This is a genomic window from Nocardia aurea, assembly GCF_003123685.1.
GTDB lineage: Bacteria > Actinomycetota > Actinomycetes > Mycobacteriales > Mycobacteriaceae > Nocardia > Nocardia aurea.
In genome coordinates this window covers 273638-296821 of record NZ_QCYJ01000172.1, presented here as the reverse complement: position 1 = coordinate 296821, position 23184 = coordinate 273638, and the positions used below count along the sequence as shown (strand labels likewise).

28 protein-coding genes are annotated in these 23184 nt (G+C 67.4%); 14 read left to right on the top strand and 14 right to left on the bottom strand.

Going from position 1 to position 23184, the window contains the following annotated elements:
• The coding region (locus DAT37_RS46600; RefSeq protein ID WP_198654716.1) for a tetratricopeptide repeat protein at positions 1 to 526 on the bottom strand (526 nt) is incomplete at its 3' end.
• A gap of 198 nt (positions 527 to 724) precedes the next feature.
• Complete coding sequence (locus tag DAT37_RS44695) at positions 725 to 1111, bottom strand: hypothetical protein (RefSeq protein ID WP_157978990.1); 387 nt, start codon at positions 1109 to 1111, stop codon at positions 725 to 727.
• 259 nt (positions 1112 to 1370) lie between these two features.
• On the opposite strand from DAT37_RS44695, the gene DAT37_RS42540 reads away from it, so the two are divergent.
• Complete coding sequence (locus tag DAT37_RS42540) at positions 1371 to 1706, top strand: DUF6247 family protein (RefSeq protein ID WP_157978989.1); 336 nt, start codon at positions 1371 to 1373, stop codon at positions 1704 to 1706.
• A gap of 114 nt (positions 1707 to 1820) precedes the next feature.
• Positions 1821 to 1961, top strand: coding sequence for a hypothetical protein (locus tag DAT37_RS44690; RefSeq protein WP_157978988.1), 141 nt, complete (start codon positions 1821 to 1823; stop codon positions 1959 to 1961).
• A gap of 402 nt (positions 1962 to 2363) precedes the next feature.
• Here DAT37_RS44690 and DAT37_RS42535 read toward each other — a convergent pair whose 3' ends face one another.
• The gene (locus tag DAT37_RS42535) at positions 2364 to 3260 is read right to left on the bottom strand and encodes an IS5 family transposase (RefSeq protein ID WP_109530609.1); all 897 of its coding nucleotides are present in this window, start codon (positions 3258 to 3260) and stop codon (positions 2364 to 2366) included.
• A gap of 763 nt (positions 3261 to 4023) precedes the next feature.
• Here DAT37_RS42535 and DAT37_RS44685 point away from each other — a divergent pair.
• Positions 4024 to 4458: a hypothetical protein gene (locus tag DAT37_RS44685; protein WP_157978987.1), complete on the top strand. Its 435-nt coding sequence runs from the start codon at positions 4024 to 4026 to the stop codon at positions 4456 to 4458.
• Between the two features lie 298 nt (positions 4459 to 4756).
• Here the strand turns inward: DAT37_RS44685 and DAT37_RS42525 are convergent, their stop codons facing one another.
• On the bottom strand, positions 4757 to 5458 hold the full coding sequence (locus tag DAT37_RS42525) for an ANTAR domain-containing protein (protein WP_109530608.1): 702 nt from the start codon (positions 5456 to 5458) through the stop codon (positions 4757 to 4759).
• Positions 5459 to 5568: 110 nt separating this feature from the next.
• Between DAT37_RS42525 and DAT37_RS42520 the strand changes: the two genes are divergently transcribed.
• Positions 5569 to 5715, top strand: a complete 147-nt coding sequence (locus DAT37_RS42520) for a hypothetical protein (RefSeq protein ID WP_157978986.1) — start codon at positions 5569 to 5571, stop codon at positions 5713 to 5715.
• 443 nt (positions 5716 to 6158) lie between these two features.
• On the top strand, positions 6159 to 6410 hold the full coding sequence (locus DAT37_RS42515; RefSeq protein ID WP_198654715.1) for a hypothetical protein: 252 nt from the start codon (positions 6159 to 6161) through the stop codon (positions 6408 to 6410).
• Here DAT37_RS42515 and DAT37_RS42510 read toward each other — a convergent pair.
• From DAT37_RS42510 to DAT37_RS42500, 3 genes are all read right to left on the bottom strand, one after another.
• Complete coding sequence (locus DAT37_RS42510) at positions 6374 to 6724, bottom strand: hypothetical protein (RefSeq protein WP_109530606.1); 351 nt, start codon at positions 6722 to 6724, stop codon at positions 6374 to 6376. The genes DAT37_RS42515 and DAT37_RS42510 overlap by 37 nt on opposite strands.
• 196 nt (positions 6725 to 6920) lie before the next feature.
• Positions 6921 to 7076, bottom strand: coding sequence for a MerR family transcriptional regulator (locus DAT37_RS42505; RefSeq protein ID WP_232840335.1), 156 nt, complete (start codon positions 7074 to 7076; stop codon positions 6921 to 6923).
• A 21-nt stretch (positions 7077 to 7097) separates the two neighbouring features.
• A complete protein-coding gene (locus tag DAT37_RS42500; protein WP_157978985.1) occupies positions 7098 to 7451 on the bottom strand; it encodes a hypothetical protein in 354 nt (117 codons plus the stop codon).
• Positions 7452 to 7738: 287 nt separating this feature from the next.
• On the opposite strand from DAT37_RS42500, the gene DAT37_RS42495 reads away from it, so the two are divergent.
• The gene (locus tag DAT37_RS42495) at positions 7739 to 8128 is read left to right on the top strand and encodes an MFS transporter (protein WP_109530604.1); all 390 of its coding nucleotides are present in this window, start codon (positions 7739 to 7741) and stop codon (positions 8126 to 8128) included.
• A gap of 49 nt (positions 8129 to 8177) precedes the next feature.
• Here DAT37_RS42495 and DAT37_RS42490 read toward each other — a convergent pair whose 3' ends face one another.
• Complete coding sequence (locus DAT37_RS42490; protein ID WP_109530603.1) at positions 8178 to 8810, bottom strand: hypothetical protein; 633 nt, start codon at positions 8808 to 8810, stop codon at positions 8178 to 8180.
• A gap of 124 nt (positions 8811 to 8934) precedes the next feature.
• Between DAT37_RS42490 and DAT37_RS42485 the strand changes: the two genes are divergently transcribed.
• Together DAT37_RS42485 and DAT37_RS42480 are read left to right on the top strand one after the other, a co-directional pair.
• The gene (locus tag DAT37_RS42485; protein WP_109530602.1) at positions 8935 to 11637 is read left to right on the top strand and encodes a DEAD/DEAH box helicase; all 2703 of its coding nucleotides are present in this window, start codon (positions 8935 to 8937) and stop codon (positions 11635 to 11637) included.
• A gap of 118 nt (positions 11638 to 11755) precedes the next feature.
• The gene (locus tag DAT37_RS42480) at positions 11756 to 12463 is read left to right on the top strand and encodes a DUF4333 domain-containing protein (RefSeq protein WP_109530601.1); all 708 of its coding nucleotides are present in this window, start codon (positions 11756 to 11758) and stop codon (positions 12461 to 12463) included.
• 99 nt (positions 12464 to 12562) lie between these two features.
• On the opposite strand, the gene DAT37_RS42475 is transcribed toward DAT37_RS42480, so the two are convergent.
• Positions 12563 to 13534, bottom strand: coding sequence for a 5'-3' exonuclease (locus DAT37_RS42475; RefSeq protein WP_109530600.1), 972 nt, complete (start codon positions 13532 to 13534; stop codon positions 12563 to 12565).
• 133 nt (positions 13535 to 13667) lie between these two features.
• Here DAT37_RS42475 and DAT37_RS42470 point away from each other — a divergent pair, with 133 nt between their 5' ends.
• Positions 13668 to 14795 carry a M24 family metallopeptidase gene (locus DAT37_RS42470; protein WP_109530599.1) on the top strand — a complete coding sequence of 376 codons (1128 nt, stop codon included), beginning with the start codon at positions 13668 to 13670 and terminating at the stop codon, positions 14793 to 14795.
• 15 nt (positions 14796 to 14810) lie between these two features.
• Here the strand turns inward: DAT37_RS42470 and DAT37_RS42465 are convergent, their stop codons facing one another.
• Positions 14811 to 15209, bottom strand: a complete 399-nt coding sequence (locus DAT37_RS42465; protein ID WP_109530659.1) for a PPOX class F420-dependent oxidoreductase — start codon at positions 15207 to 15209, stop codon at positions 14811 to 14813.
• A gap of 88 nt (positions 15210 to 15297) precedes the next feature.
• Between DAT37_RS42465 and DAT37_RS42460 the strand changes: the two genes are divergently transcribed.
• The 4 genes from DAT37_RS42460 to DAT37_RS42450 all read left to right on the top strand — a co-directional run bounded on the left by DAT37_RS42460 (position 15298) and on the right by DAT37_RS42450 (position 18911).
• Positions 15298 to 16062 carry an SDR family NAD(P)-dependent oxidoreductase gene (locus tag DAT37_RS42460; RefSeq protein ID WP_109530598.1) on the top strand — a complete coding sequence of 255 codons (765 nt, stop codon included), beginning with the start codon at positions 15298 to 15300 and terminating at the stop codon, positions 16060 to 16062.
• A gap of 148 nt (positions 16063 to 16210) precedes the next feature.
• Positions 16211 to 17452 carry a precorrin-6y C5,15-methyltransferase (decarboxylating) subunit CbiE gene (gene cbiE / locus DAT37_RS42455; RefSeq protein WP_198654714.1) on the top strand — a complete coding sequence of 414 codons (1242 nt, stop codon included), beginning with the start codon at positions 16211 to 16213 and terminating at the stop codon, positions 17450 to 17452.
• A gap of 107 nt (positions 17453 to 17559) precedes the next feature.
• Positions 17560 to 18150: a hypothetical protein gene (locus tag DAT37_RS45985; RefSeq protein ID WP_232840334.1), complete on the top strand. Its 591-nt coding sequence runs from the start codon at positions 17560 to 17562 to the stop codon at positions 18148 to 18150.
• Positions 18147 to 18911, top strand: coding sequence for a cobalt-precorrin-6A reductase (locus DAT37_RS42450; protein ID WP_232840339.1), 765 nt, complete (start codon positions 18147 to 18149; stop codon positions 18909 to 18911). The genes DAT37_RS45985 and DAT37_RS42450 overlap by 4 nt, the downstream gene beginning before the upstream one ends.
• On the opposite strand, the gene DAT37_RS42445 is transcribed toward DAT37_RS42450, so the two are convergent.
• The 4 genes from DAT37_RS42445 to DAT37_RS42430 are packed head-to-tail and all read right to left on the bottom strand — an operon-like array spanning position 18893 to position 22199.
• The gene (locus DAT37_RS42445) at positions 18893 to 19462 is read right to left on the bottom strand and encodes a PadR family transcriptional regulator (RefSeq protein WP_109530596.1); all 570 of its coding nucleotides are present in this window, start codon (positions 19460 to 19462) and stop codon (positions 18893 to 18895) included. The two genes, DAT37_RS42450 and DAT37_RS42445, sit on opposite strands and share 19 nt — an antisense overlap.
• Positions 19463 to 19506: 44 nt before the next feature.
• Positions 19507 to 21078: a precorrin-2 C(20)-methyltransferase gene (locus tag DAT37_RS42440; RefSeq protein WP_109530595.1), complete on the bottom strand. Its 1572-nt coding sequence runs from the start codon at positions 21076 to 21078 to the stop codon at positions 19507 to 19509.
• On the bottom strand, positions 21075 to 21710 hold the full coding sequence (locus DAT37_RS42435) for a precorrin-8X methylmutase (protein ID WP_109530594.1): 636 nt from the start codon (positions 21708 to 21710) through the stop codon (positions 21075 to 21077). Before DAT37_RS42435 ends, DAT37_RS42440 begins: the two co-directional genes overlap by 4 nt.
• Before the next feature lie 51 nt (positions 21711 to 21761).
• Positions 21762 to 22199, bottom strand: a complete 438-nt coding sequence (locus DAT37_RS42430; RefSeq protein WP_109530593.1) for an Lrp/AsnC family transcriptional regulator — start codon at positions 22197 to 22199, stop codon at positions 21762 to 21764.
• 154 nt (positions 22200 to 22353) lie between these two features.
• Between DAT37_RS42430 and ddaH the strand changes: the two genes are divergently transcribed.
• On the top strand, positions 22354 to 23184 hold the full coding sequence (ddaH, locus tag DAT37_RS42425) for a dimethylargininase (protein ID WP_198654723.1): 831 nt from the start codon (positions 22354 to 22356) through the stop codon (positions 23182 to 23184).

Genomic DNA, 23184 nt, shown 5'->3' with positions numbered 1-23184 from the left:
CCAACCACCCCACGGCCACCCCCGACCGAGCCGGCTTCACCATCGCCCTGAACGCCGCCCGAGACCAAGTCATCCACGCCGCAGGCGTCATCACCGATACCGTCATCGACTTGATCGGGCGAATCGGCCGCGCAGTCCTGGACGATCTACTGCCCGTGCCGAAGTAGAGTGCGGTCCTCAACGGGCCGGATCGGGCTTGTCCCCAGGCCCTTTGATGGGCCATTACGGCTGTTGCTTGCGTGCTCTGTAGGGATTGCGACGGACTTTCCTGGTGGTCGGATGGTGGAGGCCCAGGATCTGCTCGCTCTCGGTGAGGGTCCGCTCCTAGAGCGGGATCGCCTCGGCGACCCGCCCCGCCGACCGGTAGGCACCAGCGAGACCGCTGCGAGTTGCGAGGGTGGTCAGGGCCGAGGACCCGCTCGCAATCGGGGAGCAGCTGCTCGAACAGATCGGTCGCTTCGCTGGCCCGTCCTGCCGACTGGTAGGAACCAGCGAGATCGCTGCGGGTGATGAGGGTCCTCGACATGCCCGCTCCGGTCGTCGCCGACGCCCTGAACTACCACTACACCACCACAACCCGACTCGCCGCCCAGACAGGCGGTGTCTGGACCCGCTACGCAACCGGCCCCCACACACGATCACCCAAAGGCTGGGAACCAGACAGATCCCACGGCAGTTCAATACGCGACCTCACCAGTCCGGAACCCCTGTCGGGGTCGATGGCTCAACTCCAGCTCTGCGCCTTGAGCCAGGTCAGATACTCATCGAAGATCCGCACCAGCTCGCCATGTTCGGTGCGTCGTGTGAGGAACTCATCGAGCAGTCCGAACAGCATGTCCACCGCAATCCGATTGTCCTGCGGATCGGCCACCAGTTCCCGCCAACCCGACTGCTGGCTCGGAAAGGCCAGATGCAGGACCAGGCCCGACCAGACGAGGTTGTTCCCGTCACCGAGTCTGACGACAAGCCACTCCCGGAAACCGGTCAGCAGTCGCCAGTCGTTGCCGGCGTCAACACCATTGAGGAAAGCAACGAACTGCCCGAAGGAGCCGTCGAGGCCATAAATGCCCGGCCTCTTGCTGATCTCGACGAACAACTGCCGGTAGTCCACGAAGCACCTGTCTTCCGATGAAATGCAAGCCTGTCGAATCATCGTAAGTGTGCCGCTGGACCAGACAGGCACGCTCATCAGGATCGGCGGTGCGCTCAGCGGGCGCGGGCCATGGTTGGGACGTTGACTTTCTACTGATACCGACGGGTCTCGGCCGCCGACCCATGTCTGAGAATTCGCGACAGTTGAATACGTCTCCCGGCTCGCGGAATCGAGTATAGGCAGCCGGGTGCTCGCGTCGCGGGATATCGTGAGGGGGATGGCCTCGCCTCAGCCCACACCAGCGGTCGGTCCCGCGTTGGTCGCACCGACCACACCGGCTGCGATCCGTGACGCCCTGGTGGCCGCCGATCGCGCCGAGTTCGAGCGCCAGTACCGGGAAGAGATGACCGCGGCCGCGGAGTCGCTGGACCTGACCGGTGTGCTGTCGGTACTGGCCGGGTGGCGGGTGGTCGCCGACCTCACCCAGCGCCAGGGCGTGGCCGCCCACGAGCGGATGCTCGCGGTGGTGGCCGACCTGGAGCAGGGCCGCCCGGTGCCGACCACGAGTGCGGCCGAGGTCCGCGCCATGATCGCCGCCCGGCTCGCCCAATAGCCGCCGCTCGTACTCCTACGAGCAGGCCGACGAGGTCGGCCAGGTACTCGCGGGGATGCCGATCGAACTGCTGGAGCGTTTCGCCGAGCTGATCGCCTTCCTCGAACTCACACCGTGGACCCCTTCTGGCCACGCAATCCCGAGGGCAACCTGCGCAAGATGGTGTTCGGCCCGAACAGCGAGGCCCTGCTGGTGTATCTGATCCTCGAACAACAGCGCCGCGTCGTCGGGATCGGCCTGATCTGGCTCGACTGACAATCCGGCCGGGGCAGGCCTCTACCGGGTAGCATCAGCCGAATTTCGGGCGATTATGTCGCAGTCGGCCGGTAGGGCAGGGTTTCGGCTTGGTGGGGCTGCGGATGTGGGTGCGAGTCCGTAGGAAAGTGTCAGTGGTCTGAGCCGGGAGCCGCGGATCCGCCGAACGGCGGTGAAGCTCCCCGACTCCCCTGACCATCACCAGCAATCTATCTGTATCGGCTAGTTCTGTTGTCGTACGACAGAACTAGCAACCAGTTTCCCGATAGCTGACTGCCCCGGCAAACCTCGCGCGCCGCTGTCCCCGAACCGGTCGTCCCTTGGGGCGCCCTCTCGATTCGTCGAAGGGTGCAAAGGGTACAGCCCATACCGTCGGCGGCTAGGTCGTGTTTTCAAAGTCGGTCAGCGTAGCCACTGGTTGATGGCCGCGATTTGGATCGTGGCCAGGTAGCGGACTGCGAGTTTGTCGAATCGGGTCGCCACGGCACGATGGTGTTTGAGCTGGTTGATACCGCGTTCGACGGTGTTGCGGCCCCGGTAGATGTCGGGGTCGAACGTGGGTGGCCGCCCACCCCGAGGGCCTCGGTTCCTGCGGTGTCGGGCCTGATCGTCGGGGATCGCGATGGTGGCCTTGATACCGCGCCGCCGTAGATATTCACGGTTGGCGCGGGAGGAGTATGCCTTGTCCGCGAGCACGCGTTCGGGTCGTACTCGTGGTCTGCCCAGCCCGAGCCGAGGCACCCGGATCGCTTCCAGCACCGCGACGAACTGTGGACTGTCACCGCTTTGACCGGGTGTGAGCAGCAACGACAATGGACGCATGCCCTGCTCGCAGGCCAGGTGCAGTTTGGTCGTCCAGCCACCACGCGACCGACCCAACCCATGGTCTCGTGGCTTGGTGTCACATCCGCCGGGTGGTTCCCGCTGTCGCTGCCCGTCACGGCGGGCACCGGCAGCGTGTTGATGGGCGCGCATGATCGTGGAGTCCACACCGATCTGCCAGCCGATCATGCCCGCGGCGTCGGCGAGGGCTTGTAGTGCTTTGAGGATGAAGGCCCAGTTCCCGACGCGTTGCCAGCGCCGGAACAGTCCGTAGACCGTTTGCCAGGGCCCGTACTGCGGTGGCAGGTCCCGCCACGGCACTCCTGCCCGGGTCCGCCACCGGATCCCGTCGATGAGTTGTCGTTTGCTCCATTTCGGCGGTCGGCCCGCCTTCTTGCCACGAGGCAGCAACGGTTCCAGCCGCGCCCACTGGGCATCGGTCAGATCCGACCGCCCCGCGACCGATACGCTGGTCACGAGGTCTCCGGTACTTCAGGTTTTGCTTGGTCGCTGAACCTTCTACCGGAGACCTCACCTACTTCAGGTCACTGACACGCTCACCTGCACAACATCTTTCAACACCCATCCGACAACACAGCGTCGCCGAACCGCCACTTTGAAACACCGCCTAGCCGACTGTGTCTTCAAGAGCAGCCGACAGCCGTCGGCAGAATTCGAAACACTCAACTCCGCGCCCGTGCCGCTGCGGGAGAGCCGAAATCCTCGCTTGCCAAGGAATTCGGCATCAGCCGCGAAACCGACTACACCTAACCTGCCTGAACCGACTTAGCCGCTTGTCGCCCACGTCGTCCTGCGGCTGACGCCAGAATGTGATCGGCCTGTTCCTCTCTTTCCGCGTAATATTGCTGATGAGAACGGCTTTCAGGGGGATGAACGGATGGCTGACGATGAAGCGTGGGGGCCCTTGGCCGAGTTCACAGCTCTTCGGGCAGAAACAGAGCGTCGAGGAACCCTTCAACAAGGAATCTTCGTTCTTCAACTGACCGCGGCCGGGGCGATCTTCTCCTTCGCTCTGTCCGATCCGGGGCTGCCGGATACAACTCCGAAGGTGCCATGGACGCGTACCTCGCGCAAGCAGAGCTCGGTCCGCAGGTGAAGAACTATCTCACAATGAACGAGGGCTCGTTTGCGAAAGCTTCCGAATTGATAGACGGAGCCTACACATGTCGATAGCGCACCAGCTACGAAACGGTTCGCCGGATTCGGTATCCTCGTCGCCGTGATTCTCGTGCCAGTGGTTCTCATCGGGCTGGTGATCTGGGGCAAGACACATGCGAAACTCGATCCGCCCGCAGCCGTACGGCACGCCAGGGCAACCGAAGTGAACGGATTCGAAACAGTCTCCACCAGCGAAGAGAATCTTGACCGCTTGGTCGTCACAAAGGTGTTCCTCGGCCCGGTCGTCGACCGGCCGCAGGATCGCATCACCGCTCCGGGGGTGGCATTCCAGGAAATGAGCAGGCGCCGTGGCCCGTCCGGTTCAGAGTGGCTCGTCTACGGTAAATATCCAGACGGGTGTTCCATCAGCGTCGATCATGTGGGTGGCGGAGACGCACTACGCGCGGTTCCCGACTTGTCGACCAGTCGACGCGACACAGTGTCACGCGGCGAAAAGCTCATTCTTTCAATAAAGTTCGCATGCGGTGAAGGGTAGGTACGTGCCAACACTCGGTGCCTAGAGAGTGTGTGGTGTCTGGATATTGACGAAATCCTCTGTCGGGCAAGTGTAAACGGCACTACATCTGCATCAGCATGCAGCGAATAGTCTCGGCGATTCACAAGCTGCGGTTCTTGAACCCTGCGCCGAAAGTTGGGATCGCTACCTCAGTCCAACACCAGTACCTTCTTTCGTCGGAGGGCGTGTGCGTAATGGCCGAGCCCCTTCCGGATTTGAACCCCCACGACCTTGTCCGGGGGCGAAGCGGCAGTACCGAGATCCTTCACCTCTGCGGTCAGGTTTGGTCGTCGGGTGGGTCCAGGTATTCGTGCAGGCTCAGCAGAATGTGGTCCATCTGTAGTCGTTGTTCGGGAGGTCCTCCGTGTAGTGCTCTGGCTGCGGCGACCAGACGTCGCGCCAAGGTCCGGAGTTTGACGTTGGTCTCTTGGGATCGCCACCGCAGTGTCGCGAATGCCTGATCGGGGCTGAGTCCGTAGGCCAGGGTCAGAATTCCTTTGGCCTGTTCGATGTCGGCGCGTGAGGTCACCAGGTCGGGGAGTACGTCGTCGATTGCTTCTCGCCCGTAGGTGGCGATGCTGGCGGTCAAGTCGATGAAATAGCCTTGTGTGCCGACCACGGTGCCGGTCGCGTCGAACATTCCGTCGCCCACCACCATCACCTGGTGATGGACCCCTGCTGTGTCGATGACGCGGTGATGGCTGCCGAAGGCCCCGTGGTCGCGTACCGCGGCCGCGAGGGCGTCAGCGACCGCGGCGCGGTCGTCGGGGTGGTTGTGGGCCAGCAGCAACTCGGTGGTGGGGGTCATCTCACCGGGCTGGTAGCCGTAGAGGTGCCAGATCTCTTCCGACCATTCCCAACGATGGTCGTCGAACCAGAACCGGAAGGAGCCCACCGCTCCCGGACCATCGGGGGAGGGCCGCTCACGCTGGTCCTCGCCTACATTCGGCTCCGGTTTCTCACTTGTTTCACCATCCATTCCTGCCGACTACCACCAGGCTGCGGTACGAACCAGCACCGGCGCGCAACTATTCGTCTGCGATGCTTCCGGTCATCGCGCCGGCCCAGCCGAACGGGAATTCCCCCGCAATGCCCTGGACCGATTCGCTGTCGTGCCCGTCGGAGATCGCCGCCGAACTCGACCTCGATCGCGTCGAGGTCACCCGCGCGTTGGTCGCGGCCTGCCGCCGGGCGGTGGATATCGGGTTGCTCGCGATACGGTCTACCGAGAAGTAGTGGACCGCCAGGGCGGCAGGTCGACATGTTGCCCGAGGCGATCACCCGGCGTGCGGTGAACTCGGGCTACACGCGGGGGTGCTGAGAGTCCATCCGGGCGACGTCGGAAACAGTCCTGAACGCGCTGCGCTGCGCGAGAGCACTCGCGGGGTCGGAGTGAGGCTGGCCGTCGTGCACGGCGAAGTGAAAGCCGCCCGTGACCTCCCGGTCGCAGCGCCACCGGCTCGCGAGCTCCGACTGAACATGGCACCATGAGCAGATGACGACGACCCGAAAGGGCCATGCCGCGTAGTCGGCCGGGCCATTCCCGATCCGGCACCTGCAGCTGCCGAACGCCGGATGCGAAACCAGTCATCGACGGTCTGTCCTCGCGCACACTGTCCGAGATCCACGACCTCGAGCACACTCGCAGCTATCTGCGGCCAGGGGAAGTCGGTGCAGCCGTGCGCCGGTGGAAGGACTACGTCCACCGTCCCCGGCGCGAGCTGTGGAGCGATTACGAGGTAGGCAACGTGCACTGGTACTGCTGCGGCAATCCCCTCGAAGCCCGCGCTCTTCTCGACATCGTGATGCAGGCGATCTCGCCGAGAAGCGCCCGCGAACTCCGCAAGATCATCAGCAGATCCGACGCCGTCTGGGATCGCGTATCCCCGCCCTACTACCGTTCCTCGAGGACCTCGGTGACGTGGAAATAGGCGACAACCCGCACCGGCCCCTCGGTGATCACGACGACGCTGCCCGGCCGCACCGCCTGGGCGCCAACGTTGTCGAACGTGAGCCACCGCGCCGTCGCCGGTGAGCACCAAGCCGTCCGGTCCTCCACTCGCAGCACGAACGAAGCCGACTCCTCGACGCCGTGCGGCGGGACATGACCAGTCGAGACGTACTCGAACCCGGCGGGGGTGTTCGGCGGTCCGGACCGGCGGCCTCCCTGTTCCGCGGTCAGCCACACGACATGGCCGAGGAAGGGAAGAATGCCCTGAGAGCGCATGGCGACATCCTGCGTCACCCCGACCGAGCCCGCGGCGCGGGGGTGCTCGGGAACACGGTTCCGGTGACAAAACCCGAAAGTATCAGTGGCGTGCGATTTGGATGTCAGTGGACTCGACTGTATTGAAGTCGGTCTCGCTTGTAACGGGGAGATCGTTGCGATGCGCGACCAACCCTCGCGCCATGGTCACGGTGCCCGCGAGTACGTTCGCGATCTACTCCGATCCCGAACCCGACTGACGCAACGCCAGAACCTGATACAGGCGCGCGACATCGGCTTCGGTGTAGAGCCGGTGACCGGCATTGGTGCGCTCGGCCGGACCCGCTGACGCCCGCATCGGTCGCGGGCCGAAACCGCCGACCAGCGACACAGGAAAAATGGTCAGCCGGTCCTAATCCACTCTTCCACCTGAGAATTCCCGGATTCGGCCGACCAACGCGCGAACGAACGCGAGCTCGTTGAACGGTTCCGCGTCGCCGCGATGGCGATGCCCTCTGACCTCGAGGAACAGGCATCCCCGCAGCAGGTCCAGATCGTTGGGCAACTCGCCGATCTCGTCCCAGGCAATCCGAACTTTCCGCGTCGCCGAGGCAAGGGATTCCGGACTACCGCCGAAGGCCTCATATCCGTTGTAGGTGTGGGCGAACTCGACAAATGCCCGTTCATCGCCATCCTCGGGCGGCACCAAGTAGCCTGCGGTCGCCATGCTCACAGAGCATGCCAGGCGACCAGCCTTGATATCCACCCCCGAACCCCTTATTCGAACGCATCTGCGACCCATAAAGGTCGGAAGTACGTCGCGGGTCGTCGGGTCGAAGCCGGAAGGCTGTACCGGCTGCGTGATGGCGAATGGGCCGAACTTCCCCCGCGGCGCTGCCCCAACGGGCATCTGCTCGGCGCGGGCCGGGTATCGGCGGGCGCGGTGGCATGCCCGAAAGTCGGCGGGTTCCATCGCACGCATATCTGCCGGAACCGGGCGGCTGGTGTACTGCGTTCTGGCAGTGTTGATCTCGCGCAAGAGAAGGGGATCCGGTGTCGGCGGAGGATGTCATCCGATCGTGTTCTCGGTACCCGCTGCCGACGGTGCCGGGTTTCGGGTGGTTCTGGTTCGCCGATGGTGTGTCGACCTTCGGGATCTATATCACCGCTCGAGCCCTGCGGTTGCTCGCGCTGCTGACGCTGGGGGCTTCGAGTTTCGAGTTGGGTGTGCTGCGCGCGGCTCAAAGGTTGCCGTACCTGCTGTTCGGCCTGATCGCGGGGGTGTTGATCGACCGGTACCGACGCAAACCGGTCGTGGTCGGCGCGGATTTCATCCGGGCCGCGGTGCTGGCGCTGATCCCGCTCGCGGCGGCGATGCAGGTGTTGACGATGCCGCTGCTGGTCGGCCTGGTGCTGGTTTTCGGTGCGGTGTCGTTGGCCTAGGACCTCGCCCACCAATCGGCACTGCCGAGCCTGTTACCCGCGCCGCTGCTCACCCGGGCCAACGCCCGCCTCGAACAATCAGCGGCACTCGCCAGGTCGGCACTTCCGCAGCCTGTGCGGGTCCGCGAGGAGATCCTGCGCGGTCACGCCCAATCGGTCGAGCAGCAGACGAACGGCCGCGATCTCGGTTTTCGGCGATGAGGTCATGAAGGGCCACCTCGTTGTCGGAGTTGTCCAGAGTGGCGCCCATGAGCCGGTCCAGGGCACCTATCGTGAAGACGCACAGCGTCGCGTCGGTGGTGTCGGCGACCGAGAGCACCTGATCACCGGCATCGAGCCGTAGCCGCCTGCGCAGCCGCGCGCTGAGCCAGCGATCGCCGTGCCTGGTGACTCGGTTGCGGCCCTCGGCGTCGAGCGCGAGCCGCGCCGACCCCTCGACCGCGGATCCCTCCAGCCGCGCGCCGCTGATCCAGCCCAGCGCGCCGATGACCTTCTTGTCGATGACGCGACCGTGGCAATCCACCCGACGCAAGCCGTAGACCCACCGCGAATCGCGAACCGCACACGGCGCGGTGACCGCGGCCGGTGACAGGGCCGCCACCGTCTCGGCATCACGCAGGTAGGTCCCGCCGCCACGGCCGGTGGCATCGGAAAGCGACGGCGACGTCGGCCCGGCGCTCACAGGACCGCTCCGCTCATCGCGCGGGCCCGGTCCGCTCCGGTGCTGGTTGTCGGCCATGCCGTGTTAAATAGGTGAAGTGACACATGAAGGGCAGCACGTCCGCGACGAAAGCGTGTCAGAACGAGTGACAGTTGACCGGTCTCGGACGGGCGAATTGGCGAAATTCTCCGCCGAGCTGAAATTCACCCTCGACCCCTTCCAGCGCGACGCCTGCGCGGCGTTGGAGGACGGGCACGGGGTTCTGGTGTGCGCTCCCACCGGTGCGGGTAAGACCGTCGTCGGCGAATTCGCCGTGCACATGGCCTTGGCCGCCGGGGGGAAGTGCTTCTACACGACGCCGATCAAGGCGCTGTCGAACCAGAAGTTCGCCGATCTGACCGAACGGTACGGGCGCGACCAGGTCGGTCTGTTGACCGGTGACCAGGCGATCAACCCGAACGCGCCGGTGGTCGTCATGACGACCGAGGTCCTGCGCAACATGCTGTACGCGTCGTCGGACGCGCTGCGCGGGCTGTCCTTCGTGGTGATGGACGAGGTGCACTACCTGGCCGACCGGTTCCGCGGCGCGGTGTGGGAGGAAGTGATCCTGCATCTGCCCGCCGAGGTGCGGTTGGTCAGCCTGTCGGCCACGGTGAGCAATGCCGAGGAGTTCGGCGCGTGGATGGAGACCGTGCGCGGCGACACCAGCGTCGTGGTCGACGAGACCAGGCCGGTGCCGCTGTGGCAGCACGTCATGGTCGGGCGACGCATGTTCGATCTGTTCGACACCGAGTCCAGCGAGCAGAAGGTGCTGGTCGACGAGGATCTCGTGCGCTACATCAAGCAGCGCGAGGCGGCCGACCGGATGAACGGCTGGGGCGGCGGCCCGCGCGGTCGCGGTGGCGGCAGGCGCGATTTCCGTCCGTTGCCACGCCCGGAGGTGCTGGCGAAACTGGACGAGGAAGGGCTGCTGCCCGCGATCACGTTCATCTTCAGCCGGGCGGGCTGCGACGGCGCGCTGGCGCAATGCCTGCGGTCGCGGCTCGATCTGAGCCGCGACGCCGATCTCGCCGAGATCGACGCGATCATCGACAGGCATACCGGGGACCTGCCCAAGGGTGATCTGGAGGTGCTCGGCTACTGGGAGTGGCGCGAGGCGCTGCACCGCGGGTTGGCCGCCCATCACGCGGGGATGCTGCCCGCGTTCCGGCACACGGTCGAGGAATTGTTCGTGCGCGGGCTGGTCCGCGCGGTGTTCGCCACCGAAACCCTCGCGCTCGGCATCAACATGCCCGCGCGGACGGTGGTGCTGGAGCGGTTGGTCAAATTCAACGGTGAATCGCACGCCGAACTGACACCGGGGGAGTACACCCAGCTCACCGGTCGTGCCGGTCGGCGCGGTATCGATGTCGAGGGGCACGCCGTGGTGCTCTGGCAGCCCGAGGTCGATACCAGCGCGGTCGCTGGTCTGGCCTCGACCAGGACCTACCCGCTGCGCAGTTCGTTCAAGCCCGGCTACAACATGTCCATCAATCTGATCGACCGGATGGGCTCCGACGAGGCGCGGGCGCTGCTCGAGCGGTCCTTCGCGCAGTTCCAGGCCGATCGCTCGGTGGTCGGGCTGGTGCGCGGCATCGAACGCAACGAGATGCAGCTGCGCAAACTGCGCGGACAACTCGACGGCGCCGAAGGTGGCTTCCTGGAATACATCTCGCTGCGCGAGCGGATCAAACAGCGCGAACGTCAGCTCGAACAGCAGACCAGGATGGATCGTCGCGGTGCGGCGGTGACGGCACTGACCGCGTTGCGCCGCGGCGACGTGGTGGCGATTCCGACCGGCAGGCGGGCCGGACTCGCGGTGATCCTGGAGCCGGACACGACACCGGGGGATCCGCGTCCGCTCGTCCTCACCGAGGACAAATGGGCGGGCCGGGTCTCGGTCGCCGACTTCCCGGTGCCCGCCGAGGCGCTCGGGCATATGCGATTGCCGCGGCGGGTCGACCACAGGACCGCGCGCATCAGGCGCGATCTGGCCTCCGCGCTGCGCGACACCGGGATCTCGGTGCCGGGCAGGCAGCGCAGGAACAAGCGCTCGGGTGCGGCCGACGACAGGGAACTGTCCACGTTGCGTCGCAGTCTGCGTTCGCATCCGGCGCACACCCGCGCCGATCGGGAGCAGATGAGCCGGGTCGGCGAGCGCTACAACCGCCTGAGCCGGGAGACCGACTCCATGCGCCAGAAGGTTGCCGCCACCACGAATTCGCTGGCACGCACCTTCGACCGGATTCTCGGGCTGCTCGAGGAGCGCGGTTTCGTGCACGCGGGCGAGGTGACCGCGGACGGACGCAGGCTCGCGCGCGTCTACGCCGAATGCGATCTGCTCGTCGCCGAATGCCTGCGCCAGGGCCTGTGGCGCGGGCTCGGTCCGGCCGAACTGGCGGGCGTGGTTTCCGCGCTGGTGTTCGAATCGCGGCAAGAAGGCGGTTACCTCGGCGCCACCGGTCCGACCGAACCGATTCGGCGCGCGCTCGGCGCGACCATCGGAGTGTGGAGCCAGTTGCGGACCGACGAGGCCCGGCACAAACTCGCGCCCACCAGGGAACTCGACACCGGTTTCGTCGCCGGTGTCCACAAATGGGCCGGCGGCGAGGGGTTGGCCGAGTCGTTGCTGGCCAGCGGTGATCAGGGGTCGCCGCTGTCGGCGGGCGATTTCGTGCGCTGGTGCAGGCAGGTCATCGATCTGCTCGACCAGATCCACGGCACCGCCGACGACGTCGAGGTGGCCGCGACGGCGGCGAAGGCTGTGCGCGCCATTCGGCGGGGTGTCGTTGCGGTGGACGCCGCGTAGGCGATTCACTTGTGATTTGATTTCTTCGCGTACCGACCGTGGCCGAGGAGTTGTGCTATGCGACTACTCGCCGTCGGGGGGCTACCGTATGTATACCGATGCGAGTGGAGGCAAGCAGATGAGCGGCCCGTACGGACCGAACGACCCCGGGGAGGGACGTAACGATCCCACCCAAGTGTGGGGTGCACAGCAGCCGCAGGGCGGGGCCGCGCCGACCCAGCACTGGGGTGGTCAGAATCCGGAGCAGGCGCAGCCGACCCAGCAGTGGGGCCAGCAGCAGCCGCCGCAGACCGGTGCTCAGCCGCAGCAGCAGTGGGGGCAGTCGCAACCGCAGTGGGGGCAGCAGCCGCCGCAGACGGGTGCTCAGCCGCAGCAGCAGTGGGGGCAGTCGCAGCCGCAGTGGGGTCAGCAGCAGCCGCCGCAGGACTGGAACCAGCAGCCGCAGCAGCAGTGGGGTCAGCAGCAGCCGCCGCAGCAGCAGTGGCATCCCGGCCCGCCGCCGCCCTCCAGCGGTGGCAAGGGCAAGGGGCTGTTCATCGGCCTCGGCATCCTCGGTGTGCTGGTCGTCGGCGCGATCGTCGCGCTGGTGGTCGTGCTGACCTCGAAGGACAAGTTGGACCAGGCCGCCGTGCAGGAGGGGGTGAAGAAGGTGCTCACCGATTCCTACGGCATCCAGGACGTCGACGGCGTCTCCTGCCCGTCCGGCCAGGAGGTCAAGGTCGACGCCACCTTCGAATGCACCCTCCAGGTGAGCGGTGAGCAGAAGAAGGTCAACGTCAAGATCACCAACGAGAACGGGACCTACGAGGTCGGTCGCCCGAGCTGAGGTAGCCGATCGCCGACAGGCGCGCGGGTTTCCGCCGAGCCCGGCCGTTCGTGGATTCCGCTGGGGGCGGGGGAATCCACTCGGCCGGGCTTCGTCGTGTCAGTGCGATCTCGGTGCGCCGAGCGCGGTGATCAGGCGGGTGACGGGACTTTCCGCGTTGTACTTCGTGGCCAGTTCGCGCAGCCGATCCGGGTCGGCGGGCGCGGCGGGCAGGGTGTCGGCGCGGGAGAGTTCGACCTCGGCGTCGCGCACCACGCGCACGACGGGGGCGGCGGCCTTCAGATAGTCGTCCGCGGCGCGCAGTTTGGCGCGGACACCCGCGGCGAGTTCGGATTCCGGGTCCTCGACCGCGGCGATCAGGGCTTCCAGCGATCCGAAGCGGGTGATCAAGGTCGACGCCGATTTCTCGCCGATTCCGGCGACGCCGGGCAGCCCGTCGGAGGCGTCACCGCGCAGGGTGGCCAGGTCGGCGTAGGCCGGACCCGCGTTCGGCACGGGCACACCGTATTTCGCGGCGACCTCGGCCGGGCCGAACAGTTCGGCCTTGGCCAGGCCGCGACCGGCGTAGAGCACTCGCACCGGCGGCGCCGGATCGTCGCGGACCAGTTGCAACAGGTCGCGATCACCGCTGACGACCACCACCGGATCGGTGCGTTCCCGCGAGGCGAGGGTACCGAGTACGTCGTCGGCCTCCAGTCCCTCCGCGCCACCGGTGGCGATTCCCGCCGCGGCGAGCACCTCCAGGATCATGTCGACCTGCGGGGTCAGTTTGTCGGGCACTTCCTCCGCGCCGTCGGCCGAGCCCGCCGTCGTATCGAGGCGGTGCGCCTTGTAGGAGGGCACCAGATCGACGCGGAAGCCCGGGCGCCAGTCCAGGTCGAGGCACACCACCAACCGGCTCGGCGAGTGTTTGGTGATCAGCGAGGCGACCATATCGGTGAAACCGCGCAGCGCGTTCACCGAACGACCGTCGGGGGCGGTGATCTTGTCCGGGATGGCGTAGAACGCCCGGAACCACAGGCTGGCCCCGTCGAGGAGCAGCAGGGGCGCACCGGAAGTCGCAGAGGTCACGCGCAGAGGCTACCTTTCCGCGCCGACAAGTCGCCGGACTTCGCCGTCGGCGCACCCGCGTCGCCGGGCGGAAACCGCACCTCACCTTTGTTCGGGTTCGCGCGACCGCGGTCGGCGGGTAACGTCGGATGCTATGAGTTCGCACACGGAGTCCAGGTTCGCGGCGGATGTGTACGGGGAGCGGCTGGAGCGGGCGGTGGAGTTGATGCGGGTCGCGCATCTGGACGCCCTGCTCATCACCCCCGGCCCCGATCTGCGGTATCTGATCGGGTCGGCGGCCGAATCCTTCGAACGGCTGACCTGCCTGGTGATCCCGGCCGACGGTGCGACACCGTCGGTGGTGATCCCGAAATTGGAGTTGGCCTCGCTGTCCGGTTCGGCGGCGGGTGAACTCGGCCTACAGATACTCGACTGGGTCGACGGCGTGGACCCCTATCAGCTGGTGAAATCCACCCTGCACGCCGGATCGCGGGTCGCGGTCGCCGACGCGATGCCCGCCCTGCATCTGATCCCGCTGGCCCAGTCCGTCAGCGGCCTGCCCGCATCGGCCACCCCGGTCCTGCGCGAACTGCGCATGATCAAGGGGGCCGCGGAAATCGACGCGCTGCGCCGGGCGGGCGCCGCCATCGACAGGGTGCACGCGCGGATGGGGGAGTTCCTCGCCGCGGGGCGCACCGAAGCCGAGGTCGGCGCCGCGATCGAACGGGCGATCGTCGAGGAAGGCCATCTCGAGGCGGCGTTCGTCATCGTCGGCAGCGGCCCGCACGGAGCCGATCCGCACCACCACGTCTCCGAACGTCGGATCGAACGCGGCGACGTGGTGGTCATCGATATCGGCGGCCCCGTGGAACCGGGCTATTTCTCCGATTCGACCCGGACCTATGTCCTCGGTGAACCCGCGTCCGAGGTGGCCGCGAAATTCGACGTTCTCGAACAGGCCCAGGCCGCCGCCGTCGCCGCGGCACGTCCGGGCGTCACCGCGGCCTCGGTGGACGCGGCGGCACGAGAGGTGCTGACCGAGGCCGGTTTCGGCGCGGCGTTCGTGCACCGCACCGGCCACGGCATCGGGCTGTCGGTGCACGAGGAGCCCTACATCGTCGCGGGTAACGACCTGGTGCTGCGGCCGGGTATGGCCTTCAGTATCGAACCCGGCATCTACTTCCGCGGCGAATGGGGCGCGCGGATCGAGGACATCGTCATCGTCACCGAGGACGGTTGCGAGTCGATGAACCACCGCCCGCACGGACTGACGGTGCTGTAGCGAACCGCGTCGGAATCAGCGCAGGGTGCTGCTGGACAGCACGCGGGCGACCCGGATCGCGAGGACGACGCGGGTCGGGTTCTCCCGGGGAACCCGGTAGCGGCCCGCGTAACGCGCCACCGCGTCGGCGACCTCGGCCGGATCGTCCAGAACGGTGGCGGGCCCTTCCAGGGTGAGCCACCGGATCCCGTCCACCTGGCTCACCGCCGCGTACCCGGAGCGGCGTGTGTTGCGCACTTTCACCGAACCGTCGTTGGTGATCACGCGCGCGATCCCGGCCTCGGGATCCCAGGTGAATCCGACCGCGACGACGTGCGGGGTGCCGTCGGCGCGCAGGGTGGTCAGGGTGGCGAGATGCCGTTCGGTCACGAATTCGAGGGCGGTCGGCGTCAGTCGCGCGGTGGTTGTCGGCATCCCCCGACCGTAGCCGCCGAGGTCCGCGCAGGTCACGAGGGGACCGGTGGCGGGCCGGGCGCGCGGACGGGAATGACAGACTGTCCGCATGGGATTGCGAGGTGGGCGTGGAATCGCCGACGGGCCCGTGCTGGTGCTCGGCGGGCGTAGCGAGATGGGTATCCAGGTGGCGCGGCGGTTGGCGCCCGGCCGGGCGGTGATCCTGGCCGCGCGTCGCCACGGTGATCTCGACGGCGAGATCGCGACACTGCGGGCCGCGGGGGCCACGGATGTGCACACCGTCGAATTCGACGCCGACGACACCGCGAGCCATCCCGCGCTGCTGGAGAAGATCGACGCCGAGCACGGTGGGATCGGCGTCGCGGTGCTCGCCTTCGGCATACTCGGCGATCAGGCACGCGCGGAACAGGATCCGGCGCACGCGCTGGCGGTGGTGCACACCGATTACCTGGCCCAGATCAGCGTGCTGACCACCCTGGCGAACCTCATGCGGGCCCGTGGCTCGGGGCAACTGGTGGTCTTCAGTTCGGTGGCGGGCGCGCGGGTGCGCCGCGCCAACTACGTCTACGGATCGGCCAAGGCCGGACTCGACGGATTCGCGACGGGATTGTCGGATGCCCTGCGCGGCAGCGGCGTTCGGCTGCTGCTGATGCGTCCCGGTTTCGTCATCGGGCGCATGACCGAGGGCATGGACCCCGCCCCGCTGTCGAGTACCGTCGACCAGGTCGCCGACGCGGTGGTTCGTGGTCTGCGCCGGGGTTCCGCTCGGGTGTGGGTGCCTCGGATCTTCCAGCCGATCTACGCCGTCGTCCGTTTCGTCCCGCAATCGGTCTGGCGTCGGATGCCGCGGTGAGCCGGGGATTTCGAGGCGGTCCGGCCGCCTGTGCCCCGTCGATCGGCCAGCGAGATCTCACGGGTGCCATGGTGGACCGCGCCATCCTCGTGACCGTGGCGGTCGCACGGCGCGGACGTACTTCACCGGCGGGGCGGGGTAGACCACTGTGACGAAGGTGTGGCCGGGCCCGCCGATCGCCGTCGTCGGGATCGGCGCCGACGGCTGGGACGGACTCGGGGCGACGGCGCGGCGCGAGGTCGCGGCATGCGAGGTGCTGTTCGGCTCGCCGCGCCAGCTGGCGCTGCTTCCCGATGACATCACCGGCGAGCGGGTGCGGTGGCCCTCGCCGCTGGTACCCGCACTGCCCGGTCTGCTGGAGACCACAGCGGGCGCGCGGATAGGCGTGCTGGCCAGCGGTGATCCGATGTACTACGGCATCGGTGTCACGCTGGCCCGACTCGTCGGCGCGCACGCGCTGCGGGTGTTCCCGCAGCCGTCGTCGGTATCGCTGGCCTGTGCGCGGCTGGGCTGGCCGCTGGCCGATGTCCCGGTGGTGAGCGTGGTCGGCAGACCCCTGGCGACGGTACTGCCCGAACTCGGCGACGGACGCCGGATCCTTGTCCTCAGCGCCGATCAGCACACCCCGGCCGCGCTCGCCGAACTCCTGCGGGACAACGGTTTCGGCGCGTCGAACCTGACGGTGCTGGAACAGCTCGGTGGCCCCGACGAGTGCCTGGTCGCGGGTGTCGCGGCCGAATGGCGGAGGGACGAGGGCGATCCGCTGAATATCGTCGCGATCGAGTGCGTGGGCGACCCGGCCCGCGCGCGGGCCACGCGGATGCCCGGCCTGCCCGACGAGATGTACAGCGGCGACGGACAACTCACCAAATCCGAGGTGCGCGCGCTGACACTGGCCGCGCTCGCGCCCGCGCCCGGCGAACTGCTGTGGGATATCGGCGGCGGGTCAGGGACCATCGCGATCGAATGGTGCCGGACGCATCCGGCGTGCCGGGCGGTGACGTTCGAACAGCACGAGGCGCGGCGGCGGCAGATCGCGGTGAATGCCGCCGCGCTGGGCGTGCCACAGGTCGTCGTCCGCGGCGCGGCCCCCGAGGAATTGGCGGTCGCGACCGCCGAATCCGGATCGCCCGACGTGATTTTCCTCGGCGGCGGGCTCACCCAGGATGGCCTGCTCGAGACATGTTGGTCGCATCTGCGACACGGCGGCAGGTTGGTGGCGAACGCGGTTACCGCCGAATCGGAATCGCTGCTGCTGACCTGGGCCGACAGCCACGGAGGTGAGTTGCGGAAGTTTCAGATCTATCGGGCCGAACCGCTCGGCGGCTTCACGGCGTGGCGCCCACAGTTACCGGTAACTCAGTGGTCGGTACGAAAAATACTGTCGTAGCAGACCGGAAATACCGGAACTGCACGTGAAACAGCGGGAGCCGGGCGGTAGGGTCGGTGGCCGAGATCCGATAGTTATCGGACTTCAGGTTTCTCATGGGGAGATTTATGAAGTACAAGAAGTTCGCCGCCACCGCGATCCTCGCGGTCGCCGCCACCGGTATCGCCTCGGGCACCTCGGGCGCCGCACCCTCCGCACCGGCCCCGGCCGTGCAGAACCAGGCCGCGCCCGGCGTGCAGGGCCAGGATCAGGGCGTCGGCTACACGGTGCAGGCGCTCGACAAGTCGATCGTCGCCGCGGTCACCGGTGGCTCGTTCGCCTTCGACGCCGACAAGAAGTACGTCACGGTCACGAACGCCGACGGTGCGGTCGTCACCTCCATCCCGCTGCAGGCGAAGGTCGGTGAGGAGCTCATCTCCATCGCCGCCACCATCGATCCGACCGCGCAGCAGCTGACGCTGACCCCGGACGCCAAGCCCACCGCCGACGCGGTGGCCAGGCACGCCGAGGCCATCGGTTCGCAGGAATGGTTCTTCAGCGAGTTGCAGCGCGCGTCCCTGGGCGCCGTTATCGGAGGGATCATCGGATTCTTCTTCTTCGGCATCGGCCTGCCGGTGGGTGCGCTGATCGGCCTGCTGATCGCGGGTGGTCCGAACCTGATCAACGCGGGCATCGCCTACTTCAGCGGGCAGCCCTGAGGGTTCTGATTCTGGGCGGTTCCCAGGAAGCCAGGGAACTCGCCGCAGCGACGTCCGGTGAGCGGGGATTGGAGATCGTCTCCTCGCTCGCCGGTCGCGTGCGCGATCCGCATCTGCCCGAGGGGCAGGTGCGGATCGGCGGTTTCGGCGGCACCGAGAAACTTCGCGACTGGCTGGCGGCCGAGGATATCGGCGCCGTCGTCAACGCGACCCATCCCTTCGCCGCGAGAATCGGCGCGAACACCGCGGTGGCCACCGCGGCGCTGGGCATCCCGCTGTTGCGGATACTGCGGCCCGCGTGGAGCGAACAACCGGGTGACCGCTGGACCAGGGTCGCCGACCTCGACGCCGCCGCTCGAGCCCTGACCGAATTCGGCGACCGGGTCTTCCTGACCATCGGCCGCCAGGGCGTCGGCGCGTTCGGGGGTCTGACCCGGCAGTGGTTCTTGATCCGCGCCATCGACCCGCCGGACGGCGCGCTGCCGCCGAAGCACGAATTACTGCTGACCCGTGGACCTTTCGCGGTGGACGACGAGATCGCGCTGCTGTCGGACCGACGGATCGACGTACTGGTGACCAAGGACAGCGGCGGCGATCAGACCGAGGCGAAACTCGTGGCGGCCCGCGCAGCCGGACTGCCCGTCGTCGTCGTCGACCGGCCCGCGCTGCCCGAGGGCGTCACCGCGGTGGAAACCGCCGAGCAGGCGCGGGAATGGTTGCTGCGTACGGCGATTCGGTCCGATCAGGATTCCGCCCGCTGAACGCCGAGCAGGTCGGGAAGTCGCTCGAACCATTCGAGTACGGCGGTCTCGTAACCGATGCCGAATTCCAGGGTGGCCCGCTGGTGCGGGGTGAGGTCGGCGGGTTCTTGGTCCCGGTATCGATCCAGCCGCGTGTGGTGGATGGTGCGATTGGCGGTGATGATCCGGTCGAGATGGTGCGGATTGAGATGTTCGCCGAAGGACAGCGTCAGCAGCAGCGGCACCCGGATGGTCTCGCTGCCGGGGTCGCGGCCGATCCATTCGCGGAAGGCCGCGCGGCCCGCGTCGGTGATCCGGTAGGGCGTTCGGTCACGCGCACCCGCCTGTCCCTTCTCGACCAGGCCCTCGCCGTCCATCGCGGCCAGTTCGCGGTAGACCTGGCTCTGGGTGATGGTCCAGAAATCGCCGATGCGCTCCTGGGCGATCGTCACCAGATCCCAGCCCGACATCGGACCCTCGTGCAGGAACCCGAGCAGCGACGCCGCCGTGGAATTCAGGGATTTGCGGCGCTCGGTCGACCGGGTCTCGTTCGCTACATCCTCACGTTCCATAGTGGAATGTTAGCCGATCGGCCCCGCGAGACGAAGCGAGCCCGTCAGCGCGTGTATCGGCGCGACGTGTAGACCCGCGGCCCGGCGTCGGTGTCGAAGGACGCGGTGGTCGAGGAACCGATGATCAGCAACGTCCGCATGTCCACCTCGGCGGGATCGAGTTCGTCGAGGGTGACGACCCGCACCGATTCGGTCGGTCCGCCGACATCGCGTCCGAGCACCACCGGGGTATCCGGTTTGCGATGTTCGAGCAGCAATTCGCGCATGGCGGCGACCTGCCAGGTGCGCTGCGACGAGGCCGGATTGTAGATCGCGATCGCCATATCCGCCGCGGCGACGGCCGAAAGGCGCTGGGCGACAACCTCCCACGGCTTGAGCCGGTCCGAGAGCGAGATCATGGCGTAGTCGTGTCCCAGCGGCGCGCCGACCCGGCTGGCGACCGCGTTCGCGGCGGTGAGGCCGGGCAGGACGCGCACCGCGACCCCTTCCCACTGCGGGTCGGCCGATTCCTCCAACACGGCGGCGGCCATCGCGAAAACCCCGGGATCGCCCGAGGAGACCACCGCGACGCGCGCACCCTTGCGGGCGAGATCCAGTGCCATGGCGGCTCTTTCGGATTCCACGCGATTGTCGCTGGCGTGCCTGCGCTGGCCGGGGCGCACCGGCACCCGGTCGATATAGGTGGTGTAGCCGACGAGATCGGTGGCCTCGTCGAGCGCGTGCCGCACCTCGGGGGTCGTCCACTCCGCCGAACCCGGACCGAGCCCGACGACGACGACCTCACCCGTGGCGCTCGGCGTCACGGAGTCGTCGGCGGTCGATGGTGACTCGACGACCGCGTGCTGGGTCGCGGCCCGCGCGATCGCGCGCGGCAGCGGGGTGGTGGGCCGGGGGCCGGGGACCAGGGTGATGGAGAAGTACGGGACATCGGCGTCGTCCACGTCGGCGGCACGCAATACGCGCTGACGGGTGCTGCTCGCGCGCTCCACGTAGTAGGCGTCGTCGAGCCGTCCCGAATCCGCGAGCGCCTTGCGCACACCGGGGTAGGTGCGGCCGAGTTTCATGATGGCGGCGGCCTCGGTGTCGCGGAGCCTGCGGGTCAGTTCGTCGGTCGGCATGGTCCCCGGCAGCACCGTGAGCACCTGCTCGCCTTCCACCAGCGGGGTGCCCAGCGCCGCCGACGCCGCGCTCACCGAAGTGATACCGGGGATGATCTCGGCCTCGAAGCGGTCGGCGAGCCTGCGATGCATATGCATGTACGAGCTGTAGAACAGCGGATCACCGGCGGCGAGCAGCGCGACGGAACGACCGGCGGCCAGATGCGCCGCGAGGCGCTCGGCGGCCTGTTCGTAGAACTCGTCGATCGCGCCCTGGTACCCGCCGGGGTGATCGGTGGTCTCGGTGGTCACCGGGTAGACCAGATGTTCCTCGAGCTGGCCCGCGCGCATGTACGGCGCGGCGATACCGCGGGAGATGCTGCGGCCGTGCTTGGCGCTGTGGAAGGCGATCACATCGGCGGATTCGATCACCCTGGCGGCCTTGACGGTCACCAGTTCCGGATCGCCGGGGCCGAGCCCGACACCCCACAGCTTGCCGGGTGCGCTGATCTCGGTCATTCTTGTTCGCTCGCAATCGCATTCAGCGCCGACGCGGTGATGGCGCTGCCGCCACGCCTGCCCCGGACGGTCAGATACTCGATACCGCCGAAATCGATCAGCGCGTCCTTGGATTCGGCCGCGCCGATGAACCCGACCGGGATGCCGAGCACGGCGGCCGGTCGCGGGGCGCCCGCGTCGAGCATGTCGAGCAGGTGGAACAGCGCCGTCGGCGCGTTGCCGATGGCGACGACCGCGCCGCCGAGCCGCTCGCCCCAGAGTTCGAGCGCCGCCGCCGAGCGGGTGTTGGCCATATTCGCGGCGAGTTCGGGCACCCGGGGATCGGCGAGGGTGCAGATGACCTCGTTGTCGGCGGGCAGACGTTTACGGGTGACGCCGGAGGCAACCATATTGGCGTCGCACAGGATCGGCGCCCCGGCGCGCAGCGCGGCCCGCGCCGCGGCGACGACACCGGGGGAGAAGGCGATGTCATCGGCCAGATCGACCTGTCCGCACCCGTGGATCATCCGCACCACGACCTGCGACACATCCGAGGGAAAGCGCGCCAGATCGGCCTCGTCGCGGATCGTCGCGAACGAGCGCCGATAGATCTCGGCCCCGTCGGTGAGGTAATCGGCACGCACGTCGGACATGGGCACCACATTAGGAGGACTGTGCGAGCACGATCACGCCCGGGTACCGCTTCACGTGCGCGGACGTTCCAGGATGCGCGACATCACCAGGGAACTGCGGGTGCGACCGACCCGGGTGTTCTCACGGATCCGCTCGACGGTCGATTCGATTTCGGCCATATCGGTGGCCATCACGTGCACCAGGGCGTCGGCCTCGCCCGCGATCGTCCAGACGCCGACCACCTGCGGGATCGGTTCCAGACTGCGGCGCAGTTCGGCCGGGGTGATGTTGTCGCGGTAGTAGACCTCGACGTAGGCCTCGGTGGTCCAGCCGAGCGCGGCGGGATTGACCAGCGCGGTGAATCCGGTGATCTGCCCGCTCGAGACCATGCGATCCACCCGGCGCTTCACCGCGGGAGCCGACAATCCGACGCCGGAACCGATCTCCTGGTACGAGGCGCGCGCCGAACGCAGCAGGTGACCCAGAATCCGGCGATCGATGTCGTCCATGTCACATTCTCCTCGCGCCACGCAATGATTCGCTGTAATTACCGTCGACTGCGCAATGAATTGCTATTTCTGGCGCAATGATAGGCGAATTATCGTCGTGGCAGTGGAACGATTCGCGACTACCTCGGGAGCCACGTTGACCTCTGTAGCCACCATGCCCACGTCGGAGTCCGATCCGGTCCGGCGGCAGTCGACACCGCGACGGTTCGTGATGTGCCGCCCCGATCATTTCGGGGTTTCGTATTCGATCAACCCCTGGATGGATCCGGCCCGACCGGTCGATCGATCGCTCGCGCTGTCCCAGTGGGAGGCGTTACGCGTGGCATTCGAGCGCCACGGCCACCGCATCGAGGTCGTGCCGGGTGTGCCGGGCCTGCCGGATATGGTCTTCGCCGCCAACAGCGGTGTGGTCATCGGCGGGCGGGCCATGTCGGCGCGCTTCACCCATCCCGAACGCGCGGCGGAGGGCCCCGCCTACCACGAGTGGTTCGCCCGGCGCGGATTCCGCGAGCTCGTCGCGGCCACCGAGGTGAACGAGGGCGAGGGAGATTTCCTCCGAGTCGGCCGTCGCATCCTGGCCGCCACCGGATTCCGCAGTTCGCCCGCCGCCCACCGCGAGGTGGAGCGCTATTTCGGTCGCCCGGTGGTCTCGCTCGAACTGGTCGACCCGCGCTTCTATCATCTCGACACCGCCCTGATGGTGCTGGACGAGGACAATGTCGCCTACTTCCCCGAGGCGTTCAGCGCCGACAGTCGCGACATCCTGGCCGCGCTGTATCCCGATGCCGTCCTCGCCGACGACGATGACGCGATGGTGCTCGGGCTGAACGGGGTGTCGGACGGATTCAACGTGTTCATCGCCGCCCGCGCGCACGGTCTCGGTGAGGCGTTACGCGCGCAGGGCTACAACCCGGTCGGCATCGATATGTCGGAACTGCTCAAAGCGGGCGGCGGCGTGAAATGCTGCACCCTGGAACTGCATTAG